We start from the raw sequence: 21,324 nt of genomic DNA, 5'->3' as shown, positions 1-21,324 counted from the left end.
GGGACTCCGCGAATGGCTCCTTTCGGAGTGCCAAACGACGCGGCGACGGGCAACACTACAGCGTTCAGATCGGCTCGACGACGACGTGCTCCTGGACGAGAACGGGCCGTTTCGCACGTCCTGATTCCTCGTACTCGACGATTCCTCGCTCGGCGAGGGCAGCGAGATCTCGGCTCACCTGGCCTGGATCTCGCCCCACGCGACTGGCGAGGTCCCGGACCGATTCGACCGCCTCCGACCGGATCGTCTGGATCAGTTCGAGGCGTTTTGGCGTGAGAGCGAACGCAGCCGTCTCCAGGCTGACGACCTGCACGCCCTCCATCCCGCCGCGAGCGAGCGCCCGTGCGAGTTCGGCGCGGCGTTCGACCCGGTCGTCGCTCCGTGCTCCGTCGGCTGGCTGTGAATCTGGCGTCGACATCGTCTTTCTTCTTACTGTTGAGTTACAACCTCAACACTAAAAACGCTTTGCCGGTCTACGGGGGTTGCTGGTTCTCCAGCGAGCGATTCGCCGAACCGTCTCCCATTTGGCCACCGCAGGTTTATCCGCGATACCGCATCTACTGATCGTACAGCCGATCACGAGGCGCTCCCGATGCCAGACGCTCAGTTCACCTACGACTACGAACTCGGCGAACTTCGAGAGACCGTCTTTCGTATCGGTGCTCGTCACGAGCCCAGCACGAATGACGTGAAGTCCTTCGCAGTGGTTTGTTACTTCTCTCTGGACGACGGTACGCGAGTGGAAGTAGCCAAAATCGACGACACGCCTCACGACGACTTCGATATCCACCTCGATCGCTACTACCGAGAACTCGGTGCGACCGTGAAACACGACGATTTCGACGTCGAAAACTGCTGGGAAGCGGAGTCGTATCTCAGGGAACACTGGCGACGGTTCGCCAGAACGTACCTCGAGAACCACGGAAAACGCCTCCGGGCGGACGGATGAGATCCGAGTCGCGTCGAAGAATTGGGTGCTGTCGAGCCGTGGCTGACTAGTCGCTGTCGACCGTCTCCGCGACGGACTGCGCAGCCGGCGCGTAGCGATCGAGGAACGTCTCCAGCTCCCGGAACGCCTCGAGACGATCGCCGAGCGTCTCGTGGTCCCAGTCCCACCACTCGGTGGCCTCGATCCGGGCGGCCGTCTCGGGGTCGAAGCGACGCCCGATCGGCTCGGCGGGGACGCCGGCGACGATCTCGTAGGGAGCGACGTCGTGGGTCACGACAGCGCCGGCGCCGACGACGGCACCGTTACCGATCGTGACGTCCGGGAGGACGATCGCACCGTGGCCGAGCCAGACGTCGTGGCCGATCTCGACGGGCTGGTCGGCGCGCCACTCGAAGACCTCGCTGCCATCGGAGTCGGCGAGGTCGTACATCGCGGATCGGTAGGTGAAGTGGTGGGCGGTCGGGCGTTCGATCGGGTGGTTCGTCGGGCCGAGACGCACGTCGGCCGCGACGTTGCCGAACCGTCCGACGGTGGCGAAGTCCAGCTGGACCCGCTCCATCAGGTAGGTGTAGTCGCCGATTTCGGATTCGTTGAGTCGACAGCCAGCCCGGACCTCCGTCCACTGCCCCAGCTCGCTCTCGGAGATCGAGACGGGGTCGTGGATCGTCGGCTCCGGGCCGAGCGTGCGAACGCGGTCGGGGCCGTGGGATTCGACGTACATCGGTGGAAGGAGTCGGCGACGGATTAGCGCCGCCCCATCGTCGAGCCGACGATCTTCCGGGGCGCTTTGGCGAAGGTCTCGAGGATCCCGGTGGTCTCGACCTCCTCTTCCTCGCGGAGTGCCGAGCGGACCCGCTGGCTGATCAGCTCGACCGAGCCTGCCAGCAGGAAGACGAGGATGATGCAGGCCATGGTGTTCGCATAGTGGAACGTCATGCGCTGCGTATTGAGCACGTAGCCGAGCCCGCCGCCGCCGATGAGGCCGAGGCCGATGGCAGCGCGAACGTTGTGCTCCATGTCGAACGCGATCCACGCGATGAACTGCCGGAACACCTGGCTGAGCATCCCGAAAGAGATGACCTGTGAGCGGCTGGCGCCGGTACTCCTGATCCCCTCGATTGGCCCGTCGGCGATCTCCTCGAGCTCGTCGGTGAACAGCCGGCCGAGATAGCCGATCGTGTCGATGGTGATCGCGAGGACGGCGGTGAAGGGCGTCACCCCTGCCAGCGGAATCAGGATGATGAACCAGACGAGCCCGGGGATCGCCCGGATCAGGCTCATCGTCGCACGGAAGACGAAGTTGAATGGATAGGGAACGACGCGCTCGCTGGCCATGACGCCGAAGATGAGCGCGCCCGGCAGCCCGAAGACGGTGCCGGCGAAGGCGATCCCGAGGGTCACGAACGTCGCGCCCCAGACGATCTTGTACCCGGTCAGCTGGGCGCTGATCGTGCCGCCGCTACTCGCCCTCACGTCGAGCACCAGATTCTCTGCCCTGATGAACTCGTAGTACTGGACGACGTCGACGAAGGGGACGCCGAGTTCGGTTCCCGGAATCGCGTACGTCGTCGGTGGGAAGTACTCGGTGAGTGCCTCGGTGAACTGGGACCACTGCGCGACCAGCTCGGCGAGTGAGAAGCCGGTGATCGAGAGGCTGAAATAGAGCAGCCCGAGGCCGAACGAGATGCCGAGTAGCGTCCAGAGCCTGCGCCTGGTTTTGCGCCACTTGAGCTCCCGGAGCTTCCGGTCGATCGCGGAGTCGCCGATCGCCGCGAGCCCGAAGTACCGCCTGGCTCGCGTGATCGCGCCCGGCCGCGTGCTCACGCCTCGACCCTCCGTTCCTGCTCGGGCGCGTCGGAATCGTCGTCTGCACCGTCCGGATCGCCGACGACGCCGGCGTCCGCTGTAGCTCCGTCTTCGCCACCCACCATCGGGGCAGTCGCGTCCTCCATCTCCGCGAGTCCGACGGTCTCGACGCTACCGTAGAGTTCGTCGACGCGCTCGTCGGTCAGGTCCTCTCGGCGCACGTCGAAGGCGAGCTGGCCGTCCCGGAGGCCGATGAATCGCTCGCCGAAGTGGGCCGCGATGTTCACCTGGTGCAGGCTGACGAGCGCCGTCACCTGATGGACGGTCGCGGCCTTCTTCAGGTAGCCCATGACCGTCTCCGCGCTGGATGGATCGAGGCTCGCGACCGGTTCGTCCGCCAGCAGGAGCCGGGGATCCTGGACGAGCGCACGGGCGATCCCGACGCGCTGTTGCTGGCCGCCGCTCATCTGGGAGACGCGCTGGTGAGCCTCTTCGAGGAGCCCCACGGTCTCCAGCGCGGAGAGCGCTCGGCGTTTGTCCTCCCGGGGCTGCCACTGGAACAGGCTCCGAATCGTTCCCGTCCGTTCGAGGCCGCCGGTGAGCGCGTTCGCGTACGCGGAGACGCCCTCCACGAGGTTGTGCTGCTGGAAGATCATCCCGACGCCGGGCTGGGAGCCCGTGACCGGCTCGCCGTCGAGGAAGATCTCCCCGCTCGTGGGCTCGGTGAGTCCGTTGATACACCGGAGCAGCGTCGACTTGCCCGCGCCGGACTCGCCGAGCAGGACGACGAACTCGTCCTCGATCTCGAAGGAGACGTCCTCGAGCGCGACGACGTCTCCGTACTCCTTCGTCAGGTTCTCGACTGTTAGCGTGCTCATGAGTTGAAGGACTGTGTTGGCCAGCGACTACTCCGCGAGGTCGATGCCGACCGCGTCGAGGCGATCGATCACGGGCTGGTAGTCGTCGATCGTAGTGTCCTCGAGGGTCGTGAACGGCAGTTGCTCCTCGTTGTAGTCCTCGGGGTAGTACTGCTGGATCTGCTCGGCCGTGGAGTTGATGAGGATGTCACCGATCTCGCTCTTGTAGTCGGCGTCCCACGTCGCCCGAGCGTAGACCGGCTGTTTCGGGATCGGGAAGGAAAACCAGAACGGCCGGAACGTCGGACTCTCGTTGCCGATCGTGTCGAGTGCCGCGCTCTTGTCCTGGACGCGCTGGGGCAGTTCGGCGTCCTGTGAGATGTGTGGCATCCCGTTGCCGCCGTAGGTCACCGCGGCGTCGGCCTCGTTCTCGCCGAGCCGGATGAGCGCCTGCTCGTGGTTCGTCCACGTGCCACTGAAGTCGCCGTTGTCCTCCTCCGGGGCGTCGCCGATGTCGAGACCAGCCTCCATCAGCGCGTAGAGCGCGAAAATGGAGCCGCTGGTGGAGAGCCGGTCGGCGAAGGCCATCTCTTTCCCCTCGATGTCCGTTCGCTCGTCGATGCTCGAGTCCTGGTGAGTGAGCATCATCGAGAAGTAGAAGGCCGTGCCACCGGTGACGGTCGTGCCGTAGACGTCCATCAGGTCCGGATTCGAGATCAGCGTCACGTCGTCCATTCCGATCTCGGCCTGCTCGCTCTCGAGGGCGGGCCGGACCGCGGAGTAGTCCTGTGGCACCTGCATCTCGACGGAGACGCCATCGACCTGGTCCTCGACGAGTGCCCGCATCGGCTCGTAGCGCTGTCGAACGTCCGATGGCGTCCCCGGCGTGAGCACCATCGTGATCGTGTCCGAGCCGCTCGCCGATCCGAGAATGTCGGTACAGCCCGAGAGCGCGGTCAGGCCTGCGATCCCGGCCGTCCCGCCCACGACGAACTGCCGTCGGCTGAGATCGCCGCGGTTCGGTCCATCGTCTGCCCCCGATACCCCTGCGTCTGGTTCGCTGTTGTCGCCAAGCATCGGGTGGACGCTGCGAAAGGAGTGGAATAACCGTTGGCTGCGTAGAGTCCGGAGGGACCTTCCCTCGTACAGCGATCGGGGGTTCGACCCCACGAGCGGACTGCTGGGTCCGGACTGGTCCATATGCGTCCGGACTCCCGAGCGTGGCCGGTGGGTCTCGCAGTTGCTCCATGGAGGGGATAGAGAGTACCCAGCGAAGCCTTACGCTCCCCATCTGGCTGGGTCGAACCGAGCATGCACGACCCCCCAGACCGATCGAAGCGCTTCGAGCAGATCGCCGTCTGCGACGGCGACAGCCTCGAACGACTCGCAGACCAGGTCCTGTCCGACGACCCGTCCTTCCGGGTCCTCCAGGAACCGCGCCCGCAGCTCGTGATGCAGCGGATTCGCGAGCCCGTCGAACACCGCCCGTTCAATCTCGGCGAGGTCGTCGTGACGCCGGCCGAGGTGAGCCTCGACGGGACTCGCGGCTTCGCGATGGTTCCCGGCAAGGCCGAGCGGAGCGCGCTCTCCGGCGCCGTCGTCGACGCAGCGATCGCCGCCGGCCACCCGATCACGCCGGAGGCCGCGACGGCGCTGGCCGATGCCGAGCGAGAGCGGAACGCCGAACGCGAGCGTGAGTGGGCGGAGAGCAAGCACACCACCGTGACTTTCGACACGATGGAGGACGAGCTGTGAGAGCGCTCGGCCTCGATCCAGTTCACGACACGCAGACGACGTTCCGGGCGCTGTGCGACGCGACGAGCCGTCCTGGAACGGTCGTCGAGCTGGACGCCACCCCGGCGGATCACGCCGTCGTCGCGACGCTCGTCGACCACGAGGTGACGACGTGGACCGACGACGACCGACTCCGCTCCGCTCTCGAGAGCGAGGGCCGCTTGGAGGAAGCCCCCGCGACGGCGGCCGACGTCGTCCACACCCGCGGCGTCCCGGAGTGGGACGTACGTGACTGCGTGCGCGGAAGCCTCGTCGAACCCAGCCAGGGCGCGACAGTCGTCTACCGCGTCGAGACGATCGTCGCCGTCGACGACGCGCCGGTCGAATCGGCGCTCGACGCCGACCTGACGACGATCGAGCTGTCCGGTCCGGGCGTCGACGGCACCCGGCGAGTCGCGACGGACCTACCTGCCTCCGAGTTCGAGGCGCTCGCAGACGCACAGTCGACCTACCCGCGGGGCGTCGACGCCTATTTCGCGACAGCGGAGCAGCTGACCGCGATTCCTCGCTCCGGCGAGCTGGAGGTGGCGTAGCATGGGCTACGTCGCAGTCAAGGCCGGCGAGGAGCTCATCCAGCGCGCCGCCGACCTCTTCGAGAAGCAGCGCCTCGATGGCGAGACGGACGCGCTCTCCGTCGAGCAACTCGACGAACAGACTGGACGGCTCACCGCGCAGGCGATGAGCGAGGGCGGACTGTACGCACCGCGACTCGCCGCGCTCGCGGTCAAACAGGCCCAGGGCGACACCGTCGAGGCGTCGTTCCTCCTTCGGGCCTACCGCTCCACCCTCGAACGCTGGGACGAGACGGAACCGATCTCGCCCGACGAACTGTTCGCGACCCGCCGGGTCTCTCCAGCGTACAAGGACGTTCCCGGTGGCCAGATCCTCGGCCCGACGAAGGACTACACCCAGCGCCTGCTCGACTTCGACCTCGAGGGGGAGGGCGGCACCGACGGCGAGGACCCGACCGACCCCACAGCCGACTGGGACCTCCCCGACGAGGAGCCGACGACGGTCGAGAACGTGATGGCGGTGCTCCGCGAGGACGGGCTGGTACACGACCCCGAACCCCCCGACGACGTCGACGGGAGTACGCCGGACGAACGGGACGGAGACGACGACCGAGCCGGCTCGGGCTGGCCGGAACCGACCGATACCACGCGCGAGCCGGTGACCCACCCGGTGAGCCGCGACGCAGTCCTGCAGGAGCTTGCCCGGGGCGAGACCGGCGCGATCACCGCGCTCGGCTACTCCTCCCTGCGGGGCTACGGCCAGGTTCACCCGACGATCGCGGAGGTCCGGGTCGGACGGCTCCCCGTGCGGATCGAGCACCCCTACACCGGCGACCAGGTCCGCGTGACCGAGATCGAGGTCACCGAGTCGGAGGCGATCGTCCCGGTTTACGCCAAACGCGACGACCCGCAGTTCGCCTTCGGCTACGGGCTGACGTTCGGCCGGAACGAGCGGAAGGCGATCGCGACGACGATCCTCGACGCCGCGATCCAGCTCGACGGGGAGGACGAGCCCGCGGAGGACCCGGAGTTCGTGCTCGACGTCGTGAACGGGATGGACTCCTTCGGCTTCATCGAGCACCTGAAGCTCCCGCACTACGTCACCTTCCAGAGCACCCTGGATCGCATCCGCACCATCCGGGAACAGAAGGGGAGGTCGGAGGCAGCGAAATCGGCGTCGGCGTCTGCTTCCGAGCCCGAGGAATCGGACGTCGGAGCTGCGGAGGAGGTAGCGGAGGAAGTAGAGGAGGAGAAGGAGGAGGAGGAGGAGGAGGGGGAGGAGGCGGCCGCCGCACCGGAGGTGAGCGACGATGACTGACGGTGACGTGCCCAGCGGGGCACCCGAGCCGACCGCCAACGGCGGGACCGATGCGGACGGCACTGTCTCCACCGCGCACGCCGACGCTGGTACGTCCCTCGCCGCGGATTCGATCGACGCGGCGATCGACGACCTCGCCGACGACGGGCTCGCTGGCTACAACTACGCCTACCTCGACGAACACACGAAGCGCGAGGTGCGCCGCGCGATCCTCAAGGGAATCGCCGTTCCTGGCCACCAGGTGCCCTTCGCCTCGCGGCCGATGCCACTGGCCCGTGGCTGGGGTACCGGCGGTATCCAGGCCTCGCTCTCCTTGCTCGGCCCCGACGATTCGTTCAAGGTCATCGACCAGGGCTCCGACGAGAGCGTCAACGCCGCGAACATCCGCCGGCTCGCAGAACGGACCGCGTCGGTCGAGACGACGACGGATACGACCGACGCCGACGTGATCCAGACGCGCCACCGGATCCCCGAGGAGGTGCTCGACGACGACCAGATCCTCGTCCTCCAGGTGCCGATCACGGACGTCCTCCGGAAAGTCGACTCCTCGGACGCCGCGAACCGCCGCCGGCACGCCCACGCGAACTACGGCAAGATGTGGGTCCACCTCTACGAGAACGTCGTCGAGTGGGGCGAGATCCAGATCGCCAGTCGCTACCCGACGATGGTCGCCGGGCGCTACCTGATGGATCCCTCGCCGATTCCACGCTGGGACGTGCCGAAACTCGACGACGCGGACAACCTGTTCCTGTTCGCCGCGGGCCGGGAGGCGCGGATCTACGCTGTCCCGCCCCACACCGACGTCGAGCCGCTGGCCTTCGAGGACCAGTCGTTCCAGGTCGAGCGCTTCGACGAGGGCTGTCGATCCTGTGGTTCGACGGACACCTACCGCACGGAGATCGAATCCGACGGGACCGAGTCCGACGGTGGCGACCGATTCGTCGTCTGCAACGACACGAGCTTCTGCCAGAAACGCCAGGAGGACCCCGAGATCGCGAAGGACCACCACCTCGATCGCGACGGGGTCGAGTGGGGGCCGGGGACGGCGGATGGCTCTGGGGCCGAGAACGCAGGGGGTGAGTCCGAATGAGCCTCCTCGAAGCCGAGGATCTCGCCACCGTCTACGGCACGACCTGCGGGAACTGCGAGGCGCTCACTGGTGACGAGGCGGGCACGAACCAGTGCCCCGAGTGCGGCGCAGTCGTCGCTTGCGCCGACGTCTCGCTCGACGTCGAACCGGGTGAGGTGCTCGGGATCGTCGGCGAATCCGGTTCGGGGAAGTCAAGCGTCGCCGAACTGCTCGCCCTCGAACGGAACGACGCCGCCGAGACGGCCGGCGAGGTCCACCTCGACGGCCACGACGGCAATCTACTCGACGCAGACTACGAGACTCGCCACTGCCTCCGGACGAACGAGATCGGGCTCGTCCACCAGCACATCCGCGAGGGGCTGGAACTCGAGTTTACTGGCGGGGGCAACGTCGCCGAGAAGCTCCTCTCGGCGGGCGAGCGCAACTTCCGCGACGTCCGCGAGCGCGTCGAGGACCTGTTCACCGAGACCGAGGTCCCGGTCGACCGGATGGACGACCCGACGAACACCTACAGCGGCGGGATGCAACGGCGCGTCCAGATCGCCCGAGCGCTCGCAACCGATCCCGAGGTCGTCGTGCTCGACGAGCCGACGACGGGCCTCGACGTCTCCGTCCAGGCACGCGTGCTCGACATGTTCCGGCGCATCCAGCGCGAGCAGGACGTGGCGGCCGTCGTCGTCAGCCACGACCTCGGCGTCGTTCGTCTGCTCGCCGATCGCACGCTCGTCATGCGCCACGGGCGGGTCGTCGAGACCGGGCTCACGGACCGCGTGATGGAGGATCCACACCACGAGTACACCCAGACGCTCATCAACTCAGTCATATGACCGACGTCCTCACCGTCGAAGGGCTCTCGAAGACCTTCGACATGCACGTGCTCGACGACAAGCGGGTCGTCGGGCTCGACGACGTATCGTTCGCCGTCCGCGAGGGGGAGTTCCTCGCGATCGTCGGCGAGTCCGGCAGCGGGAAGTCCTCGCTGCTGAAGTGTCTCTACCGGACCTACGAGCCGAGCGGCGGCTCCGCGATCTACCACCCGACGGAGACCGATCTCGCGACCGCCGACGACCGGACCGTCATGCAGCTGCGCACCGAGTCCGTCGGCTACGCCTCACAGTTCCTCGAAGAGATCCCACGAGTCCCCGCTGTCGACGTCGTCTCGCGGCCGCTCCGCGAGCGCGGCGTCGATCCCGAGGCAGCCAGAGAGCGCTCTCGGGAACTCCTCGCCGCACTCGAACTGCCAGCCGAACTCTGGGACGCCTACCCGGCGACCTTTTCGGGGGGCGAACGCCAGCGCGTGAACCTCGCGGCCGCACTCGCTCCCGAGCCGGACCTCCTCCTGCTCGACGAGCCAACGAGCGCGCTCGACCCGGAGACCCGCGAGGCGGCGATCGAGCTGCTCTCGGAGGCGACCGACGCCGACACGACCGTCATCGGCGTCTTCCACGATCGCGACGTCGTCGAGCAGGTCGCCGACCGCGTGGCCGTGCTCGATCAGGGGGTTTGCCAGCGAATCGTCCCGGTCGAGACGTTCGCCGCGGAGGTGGTCGCATGAGTCAGCGCGGCCAGCAGTCGGCGACGCCAGACGCGGAGCGGGCGACCGACGTGCAGGACGCTCCCGACCGCGTCCTCACGATCACGAATGGCCGGATCGTCACGCCCGACGCCGTGATCGAGGGCAGCGTCCGGGTCGAAGGGCGCGAGATCGTCGCGATCGGCGACGCCGCTCCCGCCGACGCGGCCGCGGCCCACGAGGCCCCGGACGCCGCCGAGGCTCCAGACGGCGACGCCGCCACCACGATCGAGGCCGACGGCCGGTACGTGCTGCCGGGACTCGTCGACCTCCACGGCGACGACATCGAATCGCACCTCCACCCGCGCTCCGGCGCACGGATGGACACGCACATGGCGCTGGCCTCGGCGGATCGAGCGAACGTCGCGGCGGGGATCACGACGAAGTTCAACGCGATCTCCTTCGAACTCGATCCCGACGCGGATCGCTCGCCCGAACTCGGCGCGGAGCTGACCGAGGCCATCGATCTGGCCGACGATCTGCTGGCCGACCACCGGCTCCACGCGCGCTGTGAGGTGACACAGCAGGCCTGCGTCGAGGCCGTTCTCGAAGTCGTCGACGCCGGCCACGCGGATCTCGTCTCCGTGATGAGCCACGTGCCCGGCAAGGGCCAGTTTCGGGACGTCGACGCCTTCCTCGACTACTACCGGAACTCCAACGATCACACGCTCGAAGAGGCCGAGGAGAAGATCGAGCGCCGCGGTTCGATCGACATGGCGACGCTTCGGGATCGCGTCGAGACGGTCGTCGATCGCGCCCACGAGGCCGGCGCCGTCACCGCCTCCCACGACGACGAGAACCCCGAGGAGATCGCGTCGCTCGCCGAGGCGGGCGTCGACATCTCGGAGTACCCGATCACGCTCGAGACCGCCGAGCGCGCGACCGACGCGGGGATGGCAGTCGCGATGGGTGCGCCGAACCTCGTGCGCGGCGAAAGCCAGTGGGGGAATCTGAAATCCCGAGAGGCGATCGAGGCCGGCGTCGTCGACGCACTGGTGGCGGACTACCACCCGATGTCGATGCTCGCGGCGGCGTTCGTAGACACCGGCGAACCGCTCCCCGAACGCGTCGCCCGCGTGACCGCGAATCCCGCCAGGGCAGTGGGGCTGTCCGATCGCGGCCGAATCGAGCCCCGCGCTCGCGCCGATCTGCTCGTCGTCGATCCCGAGCCAACCCCGACCGTCGCCCGGGCGATCGTCGCGGGGGAGCCGGTCTACCGCGCGGAGGGGTCGCCGTGAAGCCCGACCGCGCTGGCCCCTCCCACGACGAGCCCGCCGGCTCCGCCGACGCGACTGCAGCCGGATCCGACGACACGACCGCAGCCGGATCCGCCACTGCGAATCTCGGGGCAGCGATGGACGTCCGCTTCGGTGCGTCCGTCGAGGAGTTCCTCGCCTACGTGACCGAGTTCGGCCTCTCCCACCTCGAACTGAAAGCGGAGTATCTCCACGGCCATCCGGACGCTCCCTCTCCGGAGCGCGTCGGCGAACTCGCCGACGCGTACGACGTGACGGTGACCTACCACGCGCCGTTCCGGGACTTGAACCCGGGTAGCTTCAACGACGCCGTCCGGGAGGCTTCCGTCGAGCAGGTCAAGCGAACCCTCGACGACGCCGTCGCGGCCGGCGCTGGCGCCGTGGTCGTTCACGGCGGCGCCGTCCCCGAACGCTATCCGCCGTGGGTCCGGGAGAAGGCGAAGCGCAACGCCAGGCTCTCGCTCGCGGAATGCGCCGAGTACGCCCAGCTCGTCGGGATGCCGCTGTGTCTCGAGAACCAGCCCGTCGACGAGGAGAAGCGCCGGTACACCACGTCGCCCCAGGATCTCGAAGCGATGCTCGCAGACGTCTCCGTTCCGCCGCGCTATCTCGGCGTCACGCTCGACGTCGGTCACGCGAAGGTCAACGGCCACGACTGGCGCGAGTTCGTCGATCGCTTCGGCGACCGCATCCACGTCTGCCACCTCCACGACAACGACGGCACCGGCGACCAGCACCGGCCCCTCTCGGAGTACGAGGAGATCCTCGAGACGGTGCCCGCGGCCTACTTCGCCTTCGAGATGAAGTCGCCTGCCGAGGTCGCCCAGTGCGTCGGCGTCGAGCACGACGCCGTCGACGCGGCGCTGGGAGCCCCGGAGTGAGGCTGCAGTCCCGGCGCGGGCTCGCTATCGGCAGCATCGCTTCGCCGGGGCGACACGGTTTCGGCTTTCCGGTGTCGCTTCCACGGAAAGGCTAACAAGGCCGACCGACGCAGGCGAGGTATGGCCAGAGAATCGTACCAGGAGAAACTGGACGACCTCCGCGACGACGTACTGTACATGAGCGAGCTCGTCCTCGAGCGGCTCCGCGACGGGCTCGACGCCCTCGACCGCAAGGACGAGGAGCTCGCGCGCGACGTGATCGAGGGCGACCACGAGATCAACCAGCTGTATCTCGATCTCGAACAGGACTGCATCGACCTGCTCGCACTCCAGCAGCCCGTCGCCGGCGACCTTCGGTTCATCGCCTCCTCCTTCAAGGTCATCACCGACCTCGAGCGCATCGGCGATCTCGCGACCAACCTCGCTGGCTACGCCGAGGACGCCGAGCAGGACCGCTACCCCGACGTCGACGTGCAGTCGCTCGGCGACGCCGTCATCTCGATGGTCGAGGACGCGATGATGGCCTACGCCGAGGAGGACACCGACGCCTGTTTCGAGATCTCCGACCGCGACGACGAGATCGACCGGCTGTGTGAGAGCGCCAGCCAGACCGTCGTTCGCGACCTCATCGAGCGGGAGGTCGGTCCCGATCCGCCCCAGGAAGAGATCGAGACCATCCTGCAGGACGTCTCCCGGCTCCTGCTGACGATTCGCGACCTCGAGCGGGTGGGCGACCACGCCGTCAACATCTCCGCGCGGACGCTCTACATGGTCGAGAGCGACGACGAACTGATCTACTAGAACCCACCTTTTTTGCGCTCGGGTGTCCTCGCTCGCTTCGCTCGCTGTGGGCACCACTCGCGCAAAAAATCTGGACCAAAAAAGGCGCGGACTCGTCGCTTCGCTCCTCGTCCGCGTGAACCGCTCGCGTCGCTACGCTCGCTCGCGGATGCTGGCGTAGTTTCCGGCGGCTTCGGATGTACCTCGAGATCGATCGGTCTCGCTCGTCGGCTACCGAGTGAAGCGAAGAGAAAACAGCTCGACGTTGTCCGCGTCAGTTCAGCCGTCTAGCACTCCGACCAGCCACAGGACTCGCAGGTCTTGCAGCCTTCGGAGTAGTAGAGTGAGAGTGCGCCGCAGTCGGGGCACTCCGGACTCTCACCGGCGTCGATGAGCTCCTGCTGGTCGCCGCCGGAATCGGCCTGGGCGCGCTCGACGCCCGCGGAGGCCTCGGTGGCTCCGGCACCGGCCGCCACAGCGCCACCGTCAGTTTCGGGCTCGGGCGCGGCGGCCTCCAACTCCTCGTCCGGCTCCTCTTCGCCGGCGGCCAGCTCCGTGAGGTTCTGCTGGTCGGGGTAGGCCTTGTCGATCTCGTCGTCGAGGTACCGGCGCATCGCGGTGCCGATCGCGTCGGGGATCGACTGGATCTGCTCGCCCTTGTCCCAGGCGACCTTCGGGCTGCGGATGCCCTGGAGCTCGTCGGCAATCTCCTCGGGGTCGACGCCGCTGCGCAGTGCCGTGGAGATCGTCTTCGCGAGCGCCTCGGTGAAGGAGGCCGTGAAGCCGCCGGAGTTGCCGATGTTGGCGAACAGCTCGAACGGCCGGCCGTCCTCGTCCTCGTTGATGTTGACGTAGAGCTTGCCGTAGCCCGTGTCGATGCGCTGGGTGACGCCGTGGAGGACGTCCGGGCGCGGGCGCTTCTCGGCGTACTGGTCGGCGAGGTCGGGCGAGGTGTCGAGGATCTCGGCGACGTCGGACTCGACGGCGTCGCGAACGGCGGGTTCCTCGAGGAACTCGCCGAGGTCGCCGAAGATCTCCTCGATCTGGGCGATGATCTCCTCGGCGTCCATGTCCGCGAACTCGGCGTTCTGGGCGCGCGTGGTGAGCACCTGCTTCGAGCGGGTGCCGTCGCGGTAGTAGGTGACGCCCTTGCCGCCGTGGTCGTAGATGTACTCGAAGACCTCCTTGGCGTCGTCGACGGTCGACTCCGGCGGCGCGTTGACCGTCTTCGAGATCGCGGAGTCGACGCCGGCCTGGCAGGCGCACTGGATCTCGGCGTGCTGCTTGGCCGAGAGCGCACCCGTCGTCACGAACAGCTCGCCGATGGCGTCGGGCACCGTCGTGAGCCCGGTGACGCCGTCGAACTCGTTTTCGGCCATCTGCTCCTGGGCCTCCTCCTTGACGGCCTCCACGTCGATGCCGTTCTCCTCCAGGACGCGCAGGAAGTAGTCGTCGAACTCGACGAGCATCTCGTCGCCCTGCACGTCGTCGGAGACGTTCTTGTAGTAGGCGACGTTGTAGATCGGCTCGCAGCCGCCGGTGGTGTTGCCGACCATCGAGGTCGTGCCGGTCGGCGCGATCGTCGTCGTGTTGTGGTTGCGGATCGGGAAGCCGTCGGCCCAGTCGTCGGCGTCGAGGCCGGTCTGGTGCTCGAACCACTCGCGGTACTCCGTCGGGTCCGCGAACTTCGAGTTGTCCCACTCCGCGAACGGCCCGCGCTGGGTGGCCAGCTCGTGGCTGGCCTCCTTCGAGCCGTGGTTGATCGACTTCATCAGCTGTCGGGCGACCTCGTTGGAGGCGTCGGAGCCGTACTCCATGCCCAGCTGGATGTACAGCTGCGCGAGCCCCATGACGCCCAGGCCGATCTTGCGCATCTCCCGGACCTTCTGCTCGATCTCGGGCACGGGGAAGTCGCTCATCGTCACGACGTTCTCGAGGAAGCGGGTGCCAAGCGCGATGCGGCGCTCGAACTCCTCCCAGTCGATGGACTCCTCGAGGAACGCCTCGATGGCCGCCGCCTCGGTGTCGAAGCGGTCGGCGTGTTGCTCGGACCAGACGCGCCAGTCCGGGGCGTCAGTCGCCGCGATCGTCGAGAGGTTGATGTGGCCGAGGTTGCAGGCCTCGTACTCCTCGAGGGGCTGCTCGCCGCAGGGGTTCGTCGCGAGGATGCGGTGGTCGGGGTGTTCCTCGACGTCGAAGGAGTGCTCCTCGTTGATCCGCTCGAGGTAGACGACGCCGGGTTCGCCGTTCTCGTGAGCGCCTTCGACGATGTCCGTCCAGAGTTCCTCGGCAGGGATCGACAGCTCCTCGCCGACCTCGACGTACTCGCCGAGACCGAACATGTCGTAGAGCTCCTTCGTCTCCGCCGTCGCGATGTGGGCTTCCCCCGTGCGGGGATTGGTGAAGGTGAACTCCTCGTCGTTCTGGAGCGCCTCCATGAAGCCGTCCGTGACGCCCACGGAGATATTGAAGTTCGAGAGGTGGCCCTCGACGGCGTTCCGGAGGTGCTCGGGCACGCGTCCCTCCTCGTCGATGAGCTCGCGGGCCTCGTCGAGCGCGTCCGCGAAGGAGTTGTGGGTGAAGTCGTCGGGGTCGTTCAGGCGCAGGGTGTTCGCCAGCGAGACGTCCTTGTTCTTCGCGTGGATGAACTGGATGACGTCGGGGTGGGAGACCCGCATGACGCCCATCTGCGCGCCGCGGCGGGCGCCTCCCTGGGCGATCGTCTCGCACATCTGGTCGAAGGTCCGCATGAAGGTGATCGGACCCGACGCGATACCGCCCGTCGAGCCGACCGCGTCGCCGTAGGGTCGCAGCCGCCAGAATGCATAGCCCATGCCGCCGCCGGACTGGAAGACCTGCGCGGCCTCCTTGGCCGTCTCGTGGATGTCGTCGATGTCGTCCTCCGGCGAGTCGACGAAACACGCGGAGAGCTGCTGGAGCTCGTCGCCGGCGTTCATCAGCGTCGGCGAGTTCGGCATGAAGGAGAGGTTCTCCATCGCGTCCTGGAAGGCGTTCGCCGTCGACTCGACGTGCTCCTGGATGGCCCCGGGAAGCTCGGGAACGAGCGTCTCGTAGGCGAACTTGTTGACGTTGTACTCGGTGAGCGTCGTCTCAGCGTCGCTCCCTGCCGTGGTGCCCTTGCCGAAGACCTCCGCGGCGAGCTCGTCGCGCCGGGGGTGGTCGGGTTTGAGCTGGTCGGGCGTGACCGTGACCTCGACGTCGCGCTTGCGCGCCTCGAAGACGGACTCCGCCAGCGCGACGTTCTTCGCGACGCGCTCGAAGAGGTCCTCCTGCTGCTCGATCAGCTCGCCGTCCGCGTCCTTGCGGAGGTAGCGAGCGGGCAGGATGTTGTGATAGGCGTTGCCGGTCAGGCGCTCCTCGAGGGTGTCGCCCTCGACGCGCTTGATCGGGAGCGTGACCTCGTCCGCGGAGTGGCCGGGCTGGCTCATGCCGAGCCTCCCGCGCGAGCGATCCGGTGTCGTCGGTCGGTTTTGGGTGGTGTTAGGGACATCATTCTGGGTGTCGTTGACGGAGACTTCCTTCTGGGGCATCCCACATAAAGTATGCGTACCGTATCGTGGCGCAAATCGCAGTACGGCGTGGGGTCTCGCAGATACTGGTGGTTAAGCGGTTCTGACCCCCTGCCCGCACCCCTGTCTGTCGTCGCCGCCGTCGCTGTATCGGTCGTACGTGAGCCCCGCACATAAGGCTCGGGAAAGGAGAGTGAAAGTGGACGTTGCTGGCAGGCACCCGATGAGGAAAGCGGAGAATCGCATGCGGGCGTCGAGGAATGCAAACGGGAGGAAAAACCTCTCGGTCGGCGAACGTGTGACAATTTGCCCCCTTCGTTTCTACTGGAGAACGCACCACGGCGACGGTGCAACTGCCCGGAACTGTGCGTGAACGTCCGGTATCGGTTCGAATCCCCACAAGATAGATGCCACGTCAGGTTGGACCCCTGGGTATGGAACCAGTCACACTGCTCCAGTCGATCCCCGGGCCGCTCGACTCACAGTTCGGCCGCCTGCTGATCGCGCTGGTCGTGGTCGCGCTCATCGTCGTGGTCGGGCGAACGGTGCTCTCCGTCGCCTGGAAGCTCCTCTGGATCGCGATCGTGGTGGTCGCGGCGCTGTTCGCGCTGAGTCTGCTCGGGCTGGTCTAACGCCACGCCCCGCGCGAGCGTCGACCCCCCGTCTGCGGGGAAGCTCCGTACGAACTCCCCCCGAGCTACAGTCCCTCGAGGAAGTTCTCGATGACGTCGTGCCCGGCAGCGGTGAGCACGCTCTCGGGATGGAACTGCACGCACTCGATGGGGAATTCGTGGTGGCGAATTCCCATCACCAGCTCCTCGCCGTCGGACGAGTCCGACGAGCAGCCGCTCGCGTCGCTCGCGGCGACGTCGTGGTCGGTCGTCGCGGTGATCTCGAACTCCGCTTCCGGCACCTCCGTCGCGACCAGCGAGTGGTAGCGCCCGCCGCGCATCCCCTGGTCGAGCCCCGCGAAGACGCCCTGATCGTCGTGGTCGATCGGGAACGCCTTGCCGTGGATGGGCTCGGGCGCGCGCCCCACGGTGCCGCCGTAGGCGTAGACCGCTGCCTCCAGTCCCAGGCAGACGCCGAGCGTGGGCACCTCGGGGCTGATCTCTGTGAGCACGTCGAGCGTGACGCCCACGTCCCGATCGTTCTTCGGGTGGCCCGGCCCGGGCGAGATGACGATCGCGTCGGGGTCGATCTCGCGGATCTCCGCGAGCGACGCGGTGTTCTTGACGACGGCGGTGTCGGCGTGCTCGCTGACGTACTCGACGAGGTTGTAGGTGAAGGAGTCGAAGTTGTCGACGAACAGGACGAGCGGTCGATCGGCGTCCTCGGCGGCGTCGGTCTCCGTGGCTGCGGACTGCTCGTTCCGGTCGCTCGTGCTCATCGTCCCACCTCCGGTTCGGTGGCGGGGCCATCCCCGTCGCCCCCGCCCTGCGCGGAATCGGTCCCGGTGTCGCTGTCCTCGGTCGCGTCGCCGTCGGGGTCCGGATCGGCGTCCTCGATGCGCTCGAGGGCGGCCAGCGTCCCGTCCATCTTGGACTCGGTCTCCTCGAACTCGGCGGTGGGATCGCTGTCGGCGACGATGCCGGCGCCGGCTTGCACCGTGATCCGGTCGAGCGGGTCGTCGCTGGCGGTCGCGTCCACGTCGAGTTCGGCCGCGGTCGGCACGTCGGCTGGATCGAGCCCCGACTCGACCGTCGCCGTGCGGATCACGATCGCGAAGTCGGCGTCGCCGCTCCAGGAGTAGTAGCCGACGCCGCCGCCGTAGGGCCCCCGGGGTGCGAGCTCCAGATCGTCGATGATCTCCATCGCGCGGATCTTCGGGGCACCGGAGAGCGTCCCCGCGGGGAAGGTCGCCCTGGTGGCATCGAAGGCGTCCGACTCGGGAGCGAGCGTCGCCGTGACGGTCGATTCGATGTGCTGGACGTGGCTGTACTTCAGCACGCTCATGAACTCGTCGACGCGCACGGAGCCGGGTTCGGCGACCCGCCGGACGTCGTTGCGTCCGAGGTCGACGAGCATCGTGTGTTCCGCGCGCTCCTTGTCGTCGGCGAGCATCTCGCCGGCCAGCCGCCGGTCGTCGACCGGTCCCGTTCCGCGCGGGCACGTGCCTGCGATCGGATTCACCATGACCTCCTGGCCCCGCACCGAGACCAGCGTCTCCGGGCTCGCGCCCACGATCGCGAGGTCGTCGTGGGCGAGCAGATACATGTACGGCGAGGGGTTGACCTCCCGGAGGGCAGCGTAGAACCCGATCGGATCCACCGAGCCGTACAGCTCCCGTTTCCGGGAGAGCACGCCCTGGTAGATGTCGCCATCGAGCACGTGTTCCTTGGCCGCCCGGACGGCGTCCTCGTACTCCGCCTGGGGCCCCGCGACCTCACCGGCGCGCTCGAACCCGCCCGTTTCGGGCGGTGCGGCGTCGGCGAGCAGCCCCTCCACGCGCTCGGCCTCCGCCGCGAGCGCGTCGTAGATAGCGCCAGCGTCGTCCTCTGGTCGGACGACGGGCGTGAACACGAGCTCGATCGTCCCCTCGACGTCGTCGAAGGCGAGCACCCGCGTCGCCAGCACGAACTCGGCGTCGGGGAAGCGCGACTCGGGCCGTTCCAGACCGACCTCCTCGAGCCACAGGTCGTAGACCGCGTCGTAGCCGAGGAAGCCGACGAGCCCGCCGTCGAGCCGCTGACGGTTCCCGTGTTCGAACCCGGCTTTCCGCACGTCGGGCATGGCGGCCCGCAGCTCGTCCACGGTATCGCCACCGTTCGTCTCGATCAGCTCCCCATAGCGCTCGTCGCCGAGCACGTCGACCTCTGTTCCGTCCGGGCCGACCGTCACGACCGCTTCTGGATCGTAGCCGACGAAGGAGTATCGAGCGTGGCGATCCGTCGTGGCGTGACTCGGGCGGAACGCGCCGTCGGGGTCGCTGGCAGCCGTCTTCCCGCCGCTCTCGAGCAGGAACGCGTGATCGGCGGTGTCCGCGTCGGTGGTTCGCCCGGTCAGCGCTGCGTAGGCCGCGAGGGGCGTGACGTCGGTGTCGAGGTCGGTCGCGACGCGGATCACTGCGGGTCGCTCCGCAGCACCGCTCTCCTCGCCGTCGGATCCCTCGCCCGCGGCGTGGGCCACGAACGTCTCGCGGTCCATCGAGAGCGTCATCGCGATCCCTCCGTCGCCGCGGCCGTCGCGTCGGGCACCGCCTCGCGAGCGTTCCGGACGAACGCGGACAGTGCGTCGTGGTCCTTGACTCCACCTGACGACTCGACCCCGGACGCCACGTCGACGCCGAAGGGTCGGACGGTCTCGATGGCGTCGGCGACGTTCTCCGGATCGAGGCCGCCGGCGAGGATCACTGGCACGTCCAGGTCAGCGGTCGCCTCGCGGGTCGCGTCCCAGTCGTGGGTCCGGCCGGTGCCGCCACCGCCGTCCGCAGCGGGGGTATCGACGAGCAGCGCGTCCGCGGCGTCGGCGTAGGCGGGCAGAGCTTCCTCGTCCGCGCCGATCGCGGCGATCACGTCGACGTGGACGCGCTCGCGGAGATCGGCGACTGCGTCGGGCTCCAGCGTGCCGTGGACCTGGATCGCGTCGGGACTCGTCCGGCCGATCAGCTCGACGGCGTCGCCGACGGTTTTCGGCATCGTCACGAGCACGCCCGTCGCCAGCGGCGGGACGCCAGCGAGCAGGTCGGCGGCGTGCCGGACGGTGACCTCGCGGGGCGTCTCGACGTCGACGTCCGTGATGACGCCGACGGCGTCCGCGCCCGCGGCGACGCTCGCGGCGAGGTCGTCGCCGTCGGTGTGGCCACAGATCTTGACGCGGGGCCGGGCGTTCTGCCCGGGAGCGGTCGATTCGTCCATCGCGTTCACGCGCCCCCACGGAGCGCGTCGAGGCGCGCCGCGGCCTCGCCGGAGTCGATGGCCTCGGCGGCGCGCTCGACGCCGGCCTCGATCGAGTCAGCCTCGCCGGCGACGTAGATCGCCGCGCCGGCGTTCGCGAGCACGACGTCCCGTTTCGGCCCGGTCACCTCTCCGGTGAGGATCCCCTCGAGGTCCTGTGCGTTGAGCTCGGGCGTGCTGCCGGCGATCTCCGAGACGGGTGCGCGCTCGAGCCCGATGTCCTCGGGCTCGATCGTGAACTCCGTGACGTCGCCGTCGCTGACCTCGGCTGCGACGGTTTCGTCGTGGATCCCGATCTCGTCGAGCCCCGCGCCGTGGACGACGAGCGCGCGCTCGACGTCGAGATTGGCGAGGGCGTTCGCGAGCACTGGCACCAGGTCGGGGTCGTAGACGCCGACGACCTGTGCGTCCGCGCCGGCGGGGTTGGTGAGCGGCCCGAGGACGTTGAAGATCGTCCGGACGCCAAGTTCCTTGCGCGGGCCGATGACGGCCTTCATCGCGGGGTGGAACGCGGGGGCGTGCATGTAGCCGATGTTCTCGGCCTCGATCAGGGCCTCGACGGCGTCGGGGTCGGTCTCCATCTCGACGCCGAGCTCCTCGAGCACGTCAGAGCTCCCCGAGGAGGAAGAGACCGAGTAGTTGCCGTGCTTGGCGACGGGGACGCCCGCGCCGGAGACGACGAACGTGCTCGTCGTCGAGACGTTGATCGTGTCGTAGTCGTCGCCGCCGGTGCCGCAGGTGTCGACGAGGGGCTCCCCGCCGGGATCGATCGTCTTCGCGGCGGCGCGCATCCCCTCCGCGAAGCCGGCGATCTCAGCCTCGGTCTCGCCCTTGGTTCGTAGCGCCGCCAGCAGGGCCCCGATCTGGGCCTCCGTGGCGTCCTCGAAGACGGCCGTGGCTGCTTCGCGGGCCTCGGCCTGTGTCAGATCCTCTCCGTTCGCGACGCGTTCGATGTAGTCTTCCATGAAAGGTCACCAGTGATAGTATCCGGCTTGTAATGGACAAATCAGTCCATTGGGTTAAGCGTGTCGGAGGGGCGTGAGGGAGTGGCGTGGGGGCGCCGGACGTCCGCAGATTTACGT

At 67.9% G+C, this 21,324-nt stretch carries 21 protein-coding genes; 11 read left to right on the top strand and 10 right to left on the bottom strand.

The annotated features are described in order from the left end of the window. Positions 1-64 precede the first annotated feature (64 nt). Positions 65-418, bottom strand: a complete 354-nt coding sequence (locus tag ACZ5KP_RS07145) for an HVO_A0114 family putative DNA-binding protein (RefSeq protein ID WP_460923087.1) — start codon at positions 416-418, stop codon at positions 65-67. A 174-nt stretch (positions 419-592) separates the two neighbouring features. Between ACZ5KP_RS07145 and ACZ5KP_RS07140 the strand changes: the two genes are divergently transcribed. Further along, positions 593-949: a DUF7718 family protein gene (locus ACZ5KP_RS07140; protein WP_460923089.1), complete on the top strand. Its 357-nt coding sequence runs from the start codon at positions 593-595 to the stop codon at positions 947-949. Between the two features lie 46 nt (positions 950-995). Here the strand turns inward: ACZ5KP_RS07140 and ACZ5KP_RS07135 are convergent, their stop codons facing one another. The 4 genes from ACZ5KP_RS07135 to ACZ5KP_RS07120 are packed head-to-tail and all read right to left on the bottom strand — an operon-like array spanning position 996 to position 4,689. Further along, the gene (locus ACZ5KP_RS07135) at positions 996-1,670 is read right to left on the bottom strand and encodes a DapH/DapD/GlmU-related protein (RefSeq protein ID WP_460923091.1); all 675 of its coding nucleotides are present in this window, start codon (positions 1,668-1,670) and stop codon (positions 996-998) included. Positions 1,671-1,693: 23 nt separating this feature from the next. Further along, positions 1,694-2,773, bottom strand: a complete 1,080-nt coding sequence (gene phnE, locus ACZ5KP_RS07130) for a phosphonate ABC transporter, permease protein PhnE (protein WP_460923093.1) — start codon at positions 2,771-2,773, stop codon at positions 1,694-1,696. Beyond that, positions 2,770-3,633, bottom strand: a complete 864-nt coding sequence (locus ACZ5KP_RS07125; RefSeq protein WP_460923095.1) for a phosphonate ABC transporter ATP-binding protein — start codon at positions 3,631-3,633, stop codon at positions 2,770-2,772. Before ACZ5KP_RS07125 ends, phnE begins: the two co-directional genes overlap by 4 nt. A gap of 27 nt (positions 3,634-3,660) precedes the next feature. Beyond that, positions 3,661-4,689, bottom strand: coding sequence for a PhnD/SsuA/transferrin family substrate-binding protein (locus tag ACZ5KP_RS07120; RefSeq protein WP_460923097.1), 1,029 nt, complete (start codon positions 4,687-4,689; stop codon positions 3,661-3,663). A 234-nt stretch (positions 4,690-4,923) separates the two neighbouring features. On the opposite strand from ACZ5KP_RS07120, the gene phnG reads away from it, so the two are divergent. The 9 genes from phnG (at position 4,924) to phoU (ending at position 12,837) form a co-directional block, all read left to right on the top strand. After that, the gene (gene phnG, locus ACZ5KP_RS07115) at positions 4,924-5,367 is read left to right on the top strand and encodes a phosphonate C-P lyase system protein PhnG (RefSeq protein WP_460923099.1); all 444 of its coding nucleotides are present in this window, start codon (positions 4,924-4,926) and stop codon (positions 5,365-5,367) included. Then, positions 5,364-5,939 (top strand): phosphonate C-P lyase system protein PhnH, encoded by a 576-nt coding sequence (phnH, locus tag ACZ5KP_RS07110; protein ID WP_460923101.1) that lies wholly within the window; start codon positions 5,364-5,366, stop codon positions 5,937-5,939. Before phnG ends, phnH begins: the two co-directional genes overlap by 4 nt. Position 5,940: 1 nt before the next feature. Next, positions 5,941-7,236: a carbon-phosphorus lyase complex subunit PhnI gene (locus ACZ5KP_RS07105; RefSeq protein WP_460923103.1), complete on the top strand. Its 1,296-nt coding sequence runs from the start codon at positions 5,941-5,943 to the stop codon at positions 7,234-7,236. Beyond that, positions 7,229-8,326 (top strand): alpha-D-ribose 1-methylphosphonate 5-phosphate C-P-lyase PhnJ, encoded by a 1,098-nt coding sequence (locus ACZ5KP_RS07100; protein WP_460923105.1) that lies wholly within the window; start codon positions 7,229-7,231, stop codon positions 8,324-8,326. The genes ACZ5KP_RS07105 and ACZ5KP_RS07100 overlap by 8 nt, the downstream gene beginning before the upstream one ends. Further along, complete coding sequence (locus ACZ5KP_RS07095) at positions 8,323-9,153, top strand: ATP-binding cassette domain-containing protein (RefSeq protein WP_460923107.1); 831 nt, start codon at positions 8,323-8,325, stop codon at positions 9,151-9,153. Before ACZ5KP_RS07100 ends, ACZ5KP_RS07095 begins: the two co-directional genes overlap by 4 nt. Then, the gene (locus ACZ5KP_RS07090; protein WP_460923109.1) at positions 9,150-9,881 is read left to right on the top strand and encodes a phosphonate C-P lyase system protein PhnL; all 732 of its coding nucleotides are present in this window, start codon (positions 9,150-9,152) and stop codon (positions 9,879-9,881) included. The genes ACZ5KP_RS07095 and ACZ5KP_RS07090 overlap by 4 nt, the downstream gene beginning before the upstream one ends. Next, positions 9,878-11,137: an alpha-D-ribose 1-methylphosphonate 5-triphosphate diphosphatase gene (locus ACZ5KP_RS07085; protein WP_460923111.1), complete on the top strand. Its 1,260-nt coding sequence runs from the start codon at positions 9,878-9,880 to the stop codon at positions 11,135-11,137. The genes ACZ5KP_RS07090 and ACZ5KP_RS07085 overlap by 4 nt, the downstream gene beginning before the upstream one ends. Further along, positions 11,134-12,036 carry a sugar phosphate isomerase/epimerase family protein gene (locus ACZ5KP_RS07080; RefSeq protein WP_460923113.1) on the top strand — a complete coding sequence of 301 codons (903 nt, stop codon included), beginning with the start codon at positions 11,134-11,136 and terminating at the stop codon, positions 12,034-12,036. Before ACZ5KP_RS07085 ends, ACZ5KP_RS07080 begins: the two co-directional genes overlap by 4 nt. Positions 12,037-12,156: 120 nt before the next feature. Beyond that, positions 12,157-12,837: a phosphate signaling complex protein PhoU gene (gene phoU, locus ACZ5KP_RS07075; RefSeq protein WP_460923115.1), complete on the top strand. Its 681-nt coding sequence runs from the start codon at positions 12,157-12,159 to the stop codon at positions 12,835-12,837. Between the two features lie 266 nt (positions 12,838-13,103). Here phoU and ACZ5KP_RS07070 read toward each other — a convergent pair whose 3' ends face one another. Next, on the bottom strand, positions 13,104-16,265 hold the full coding sequence (locus ACZ5KP_RS07070; protein ID WP_460923117.1) for an adenosylcobalamin-dependent ribonucleoside-diphosphate reductase: 3,162 nt from the start codon (positions 16,263-16,265) through the stop codon (positions 13,104-13,106). A gap of 515 nt (positions 16,266-16,780) precedes the next feature. Here ACZ5KP_RS07070 and ACZ5KP_RS07065 point away from each other — a divergent pair. Then, entirely contained in the window at positions 16,781-16,978 is a 198-nt protein-coding gene (locus ACZ5KP_RS07065) for a hypothetical protein (RefSeq protein WP_460923119.1), read from the top strand. 65 nt (positions 16,979-17,043) lie between these two features. Here ACZ5KP_RS07065 and trpG read toward each other — a convergent pair whose 3' ends face one another. The 4 genes from trpG to trpD are packed head-to-tail and all read right to left on the bottom strand — an operon-like array spanning position 17,044 to position 21,207. Beyond that, a complete protein-coding gene (gene trpG / locus ACZ5KP_RS07060) occupies positions 17,044-17,736 on the bottom strand; it encodes an anthranilate synthase component II (RefSeq protein ID WP_460923121.1) in 693 nt (230 codons plus the stop codon). Next, positions 17,733-19,505, bottom strand: coding sequence for an anthranilate synthase component I (trpE, locus tag ACZ5KP_RS07055; RefSeq protein ID WP_460923123.1), 1,773 nt, complete (start codon positions 19,503-19,505; stop codon positions 17,733-17,735). Before trpE ends, trpG begins: the two co-directional genes overlap by 4 nt. Next, positions 19,502-20,203, bottom strand: coding sequence for a phosphoribosylanthranilate isomerase (locus ACZ5KP_RS07050; protein ID WP_460923125.1), 702 nt, complete (start codon positions 20,201-20,203; stop codon positions 19,502-19,504). Before ACZ5KP_RS07050 ends, trpE begins: the two co-directional genes overlap by 4 nt. Positions 20,204-20,208: 5 nt before the next feature. Next, complete coding sequence (trpD, locus tag ACZ5KP_RS07045) at positions 20,209-21,207, bottom strand: anthranilate phosphoribosyltransferase (protein ID WP_460923127.1); 999 nt, start codon at positions 21,205-21,207, stop codon at positions 20,209-20,211. Between the last annotated feature and the right edge of the window lie 117 nt (positions 21,208-21,324).

This window comes from Salinarchaeum chitinilyticum (assembly GCF_055390775.1).
Note: the sequence above shows the minus strand (reverse complement) of the source record. Positions and strands in the feature narration are given on the sequence as shown.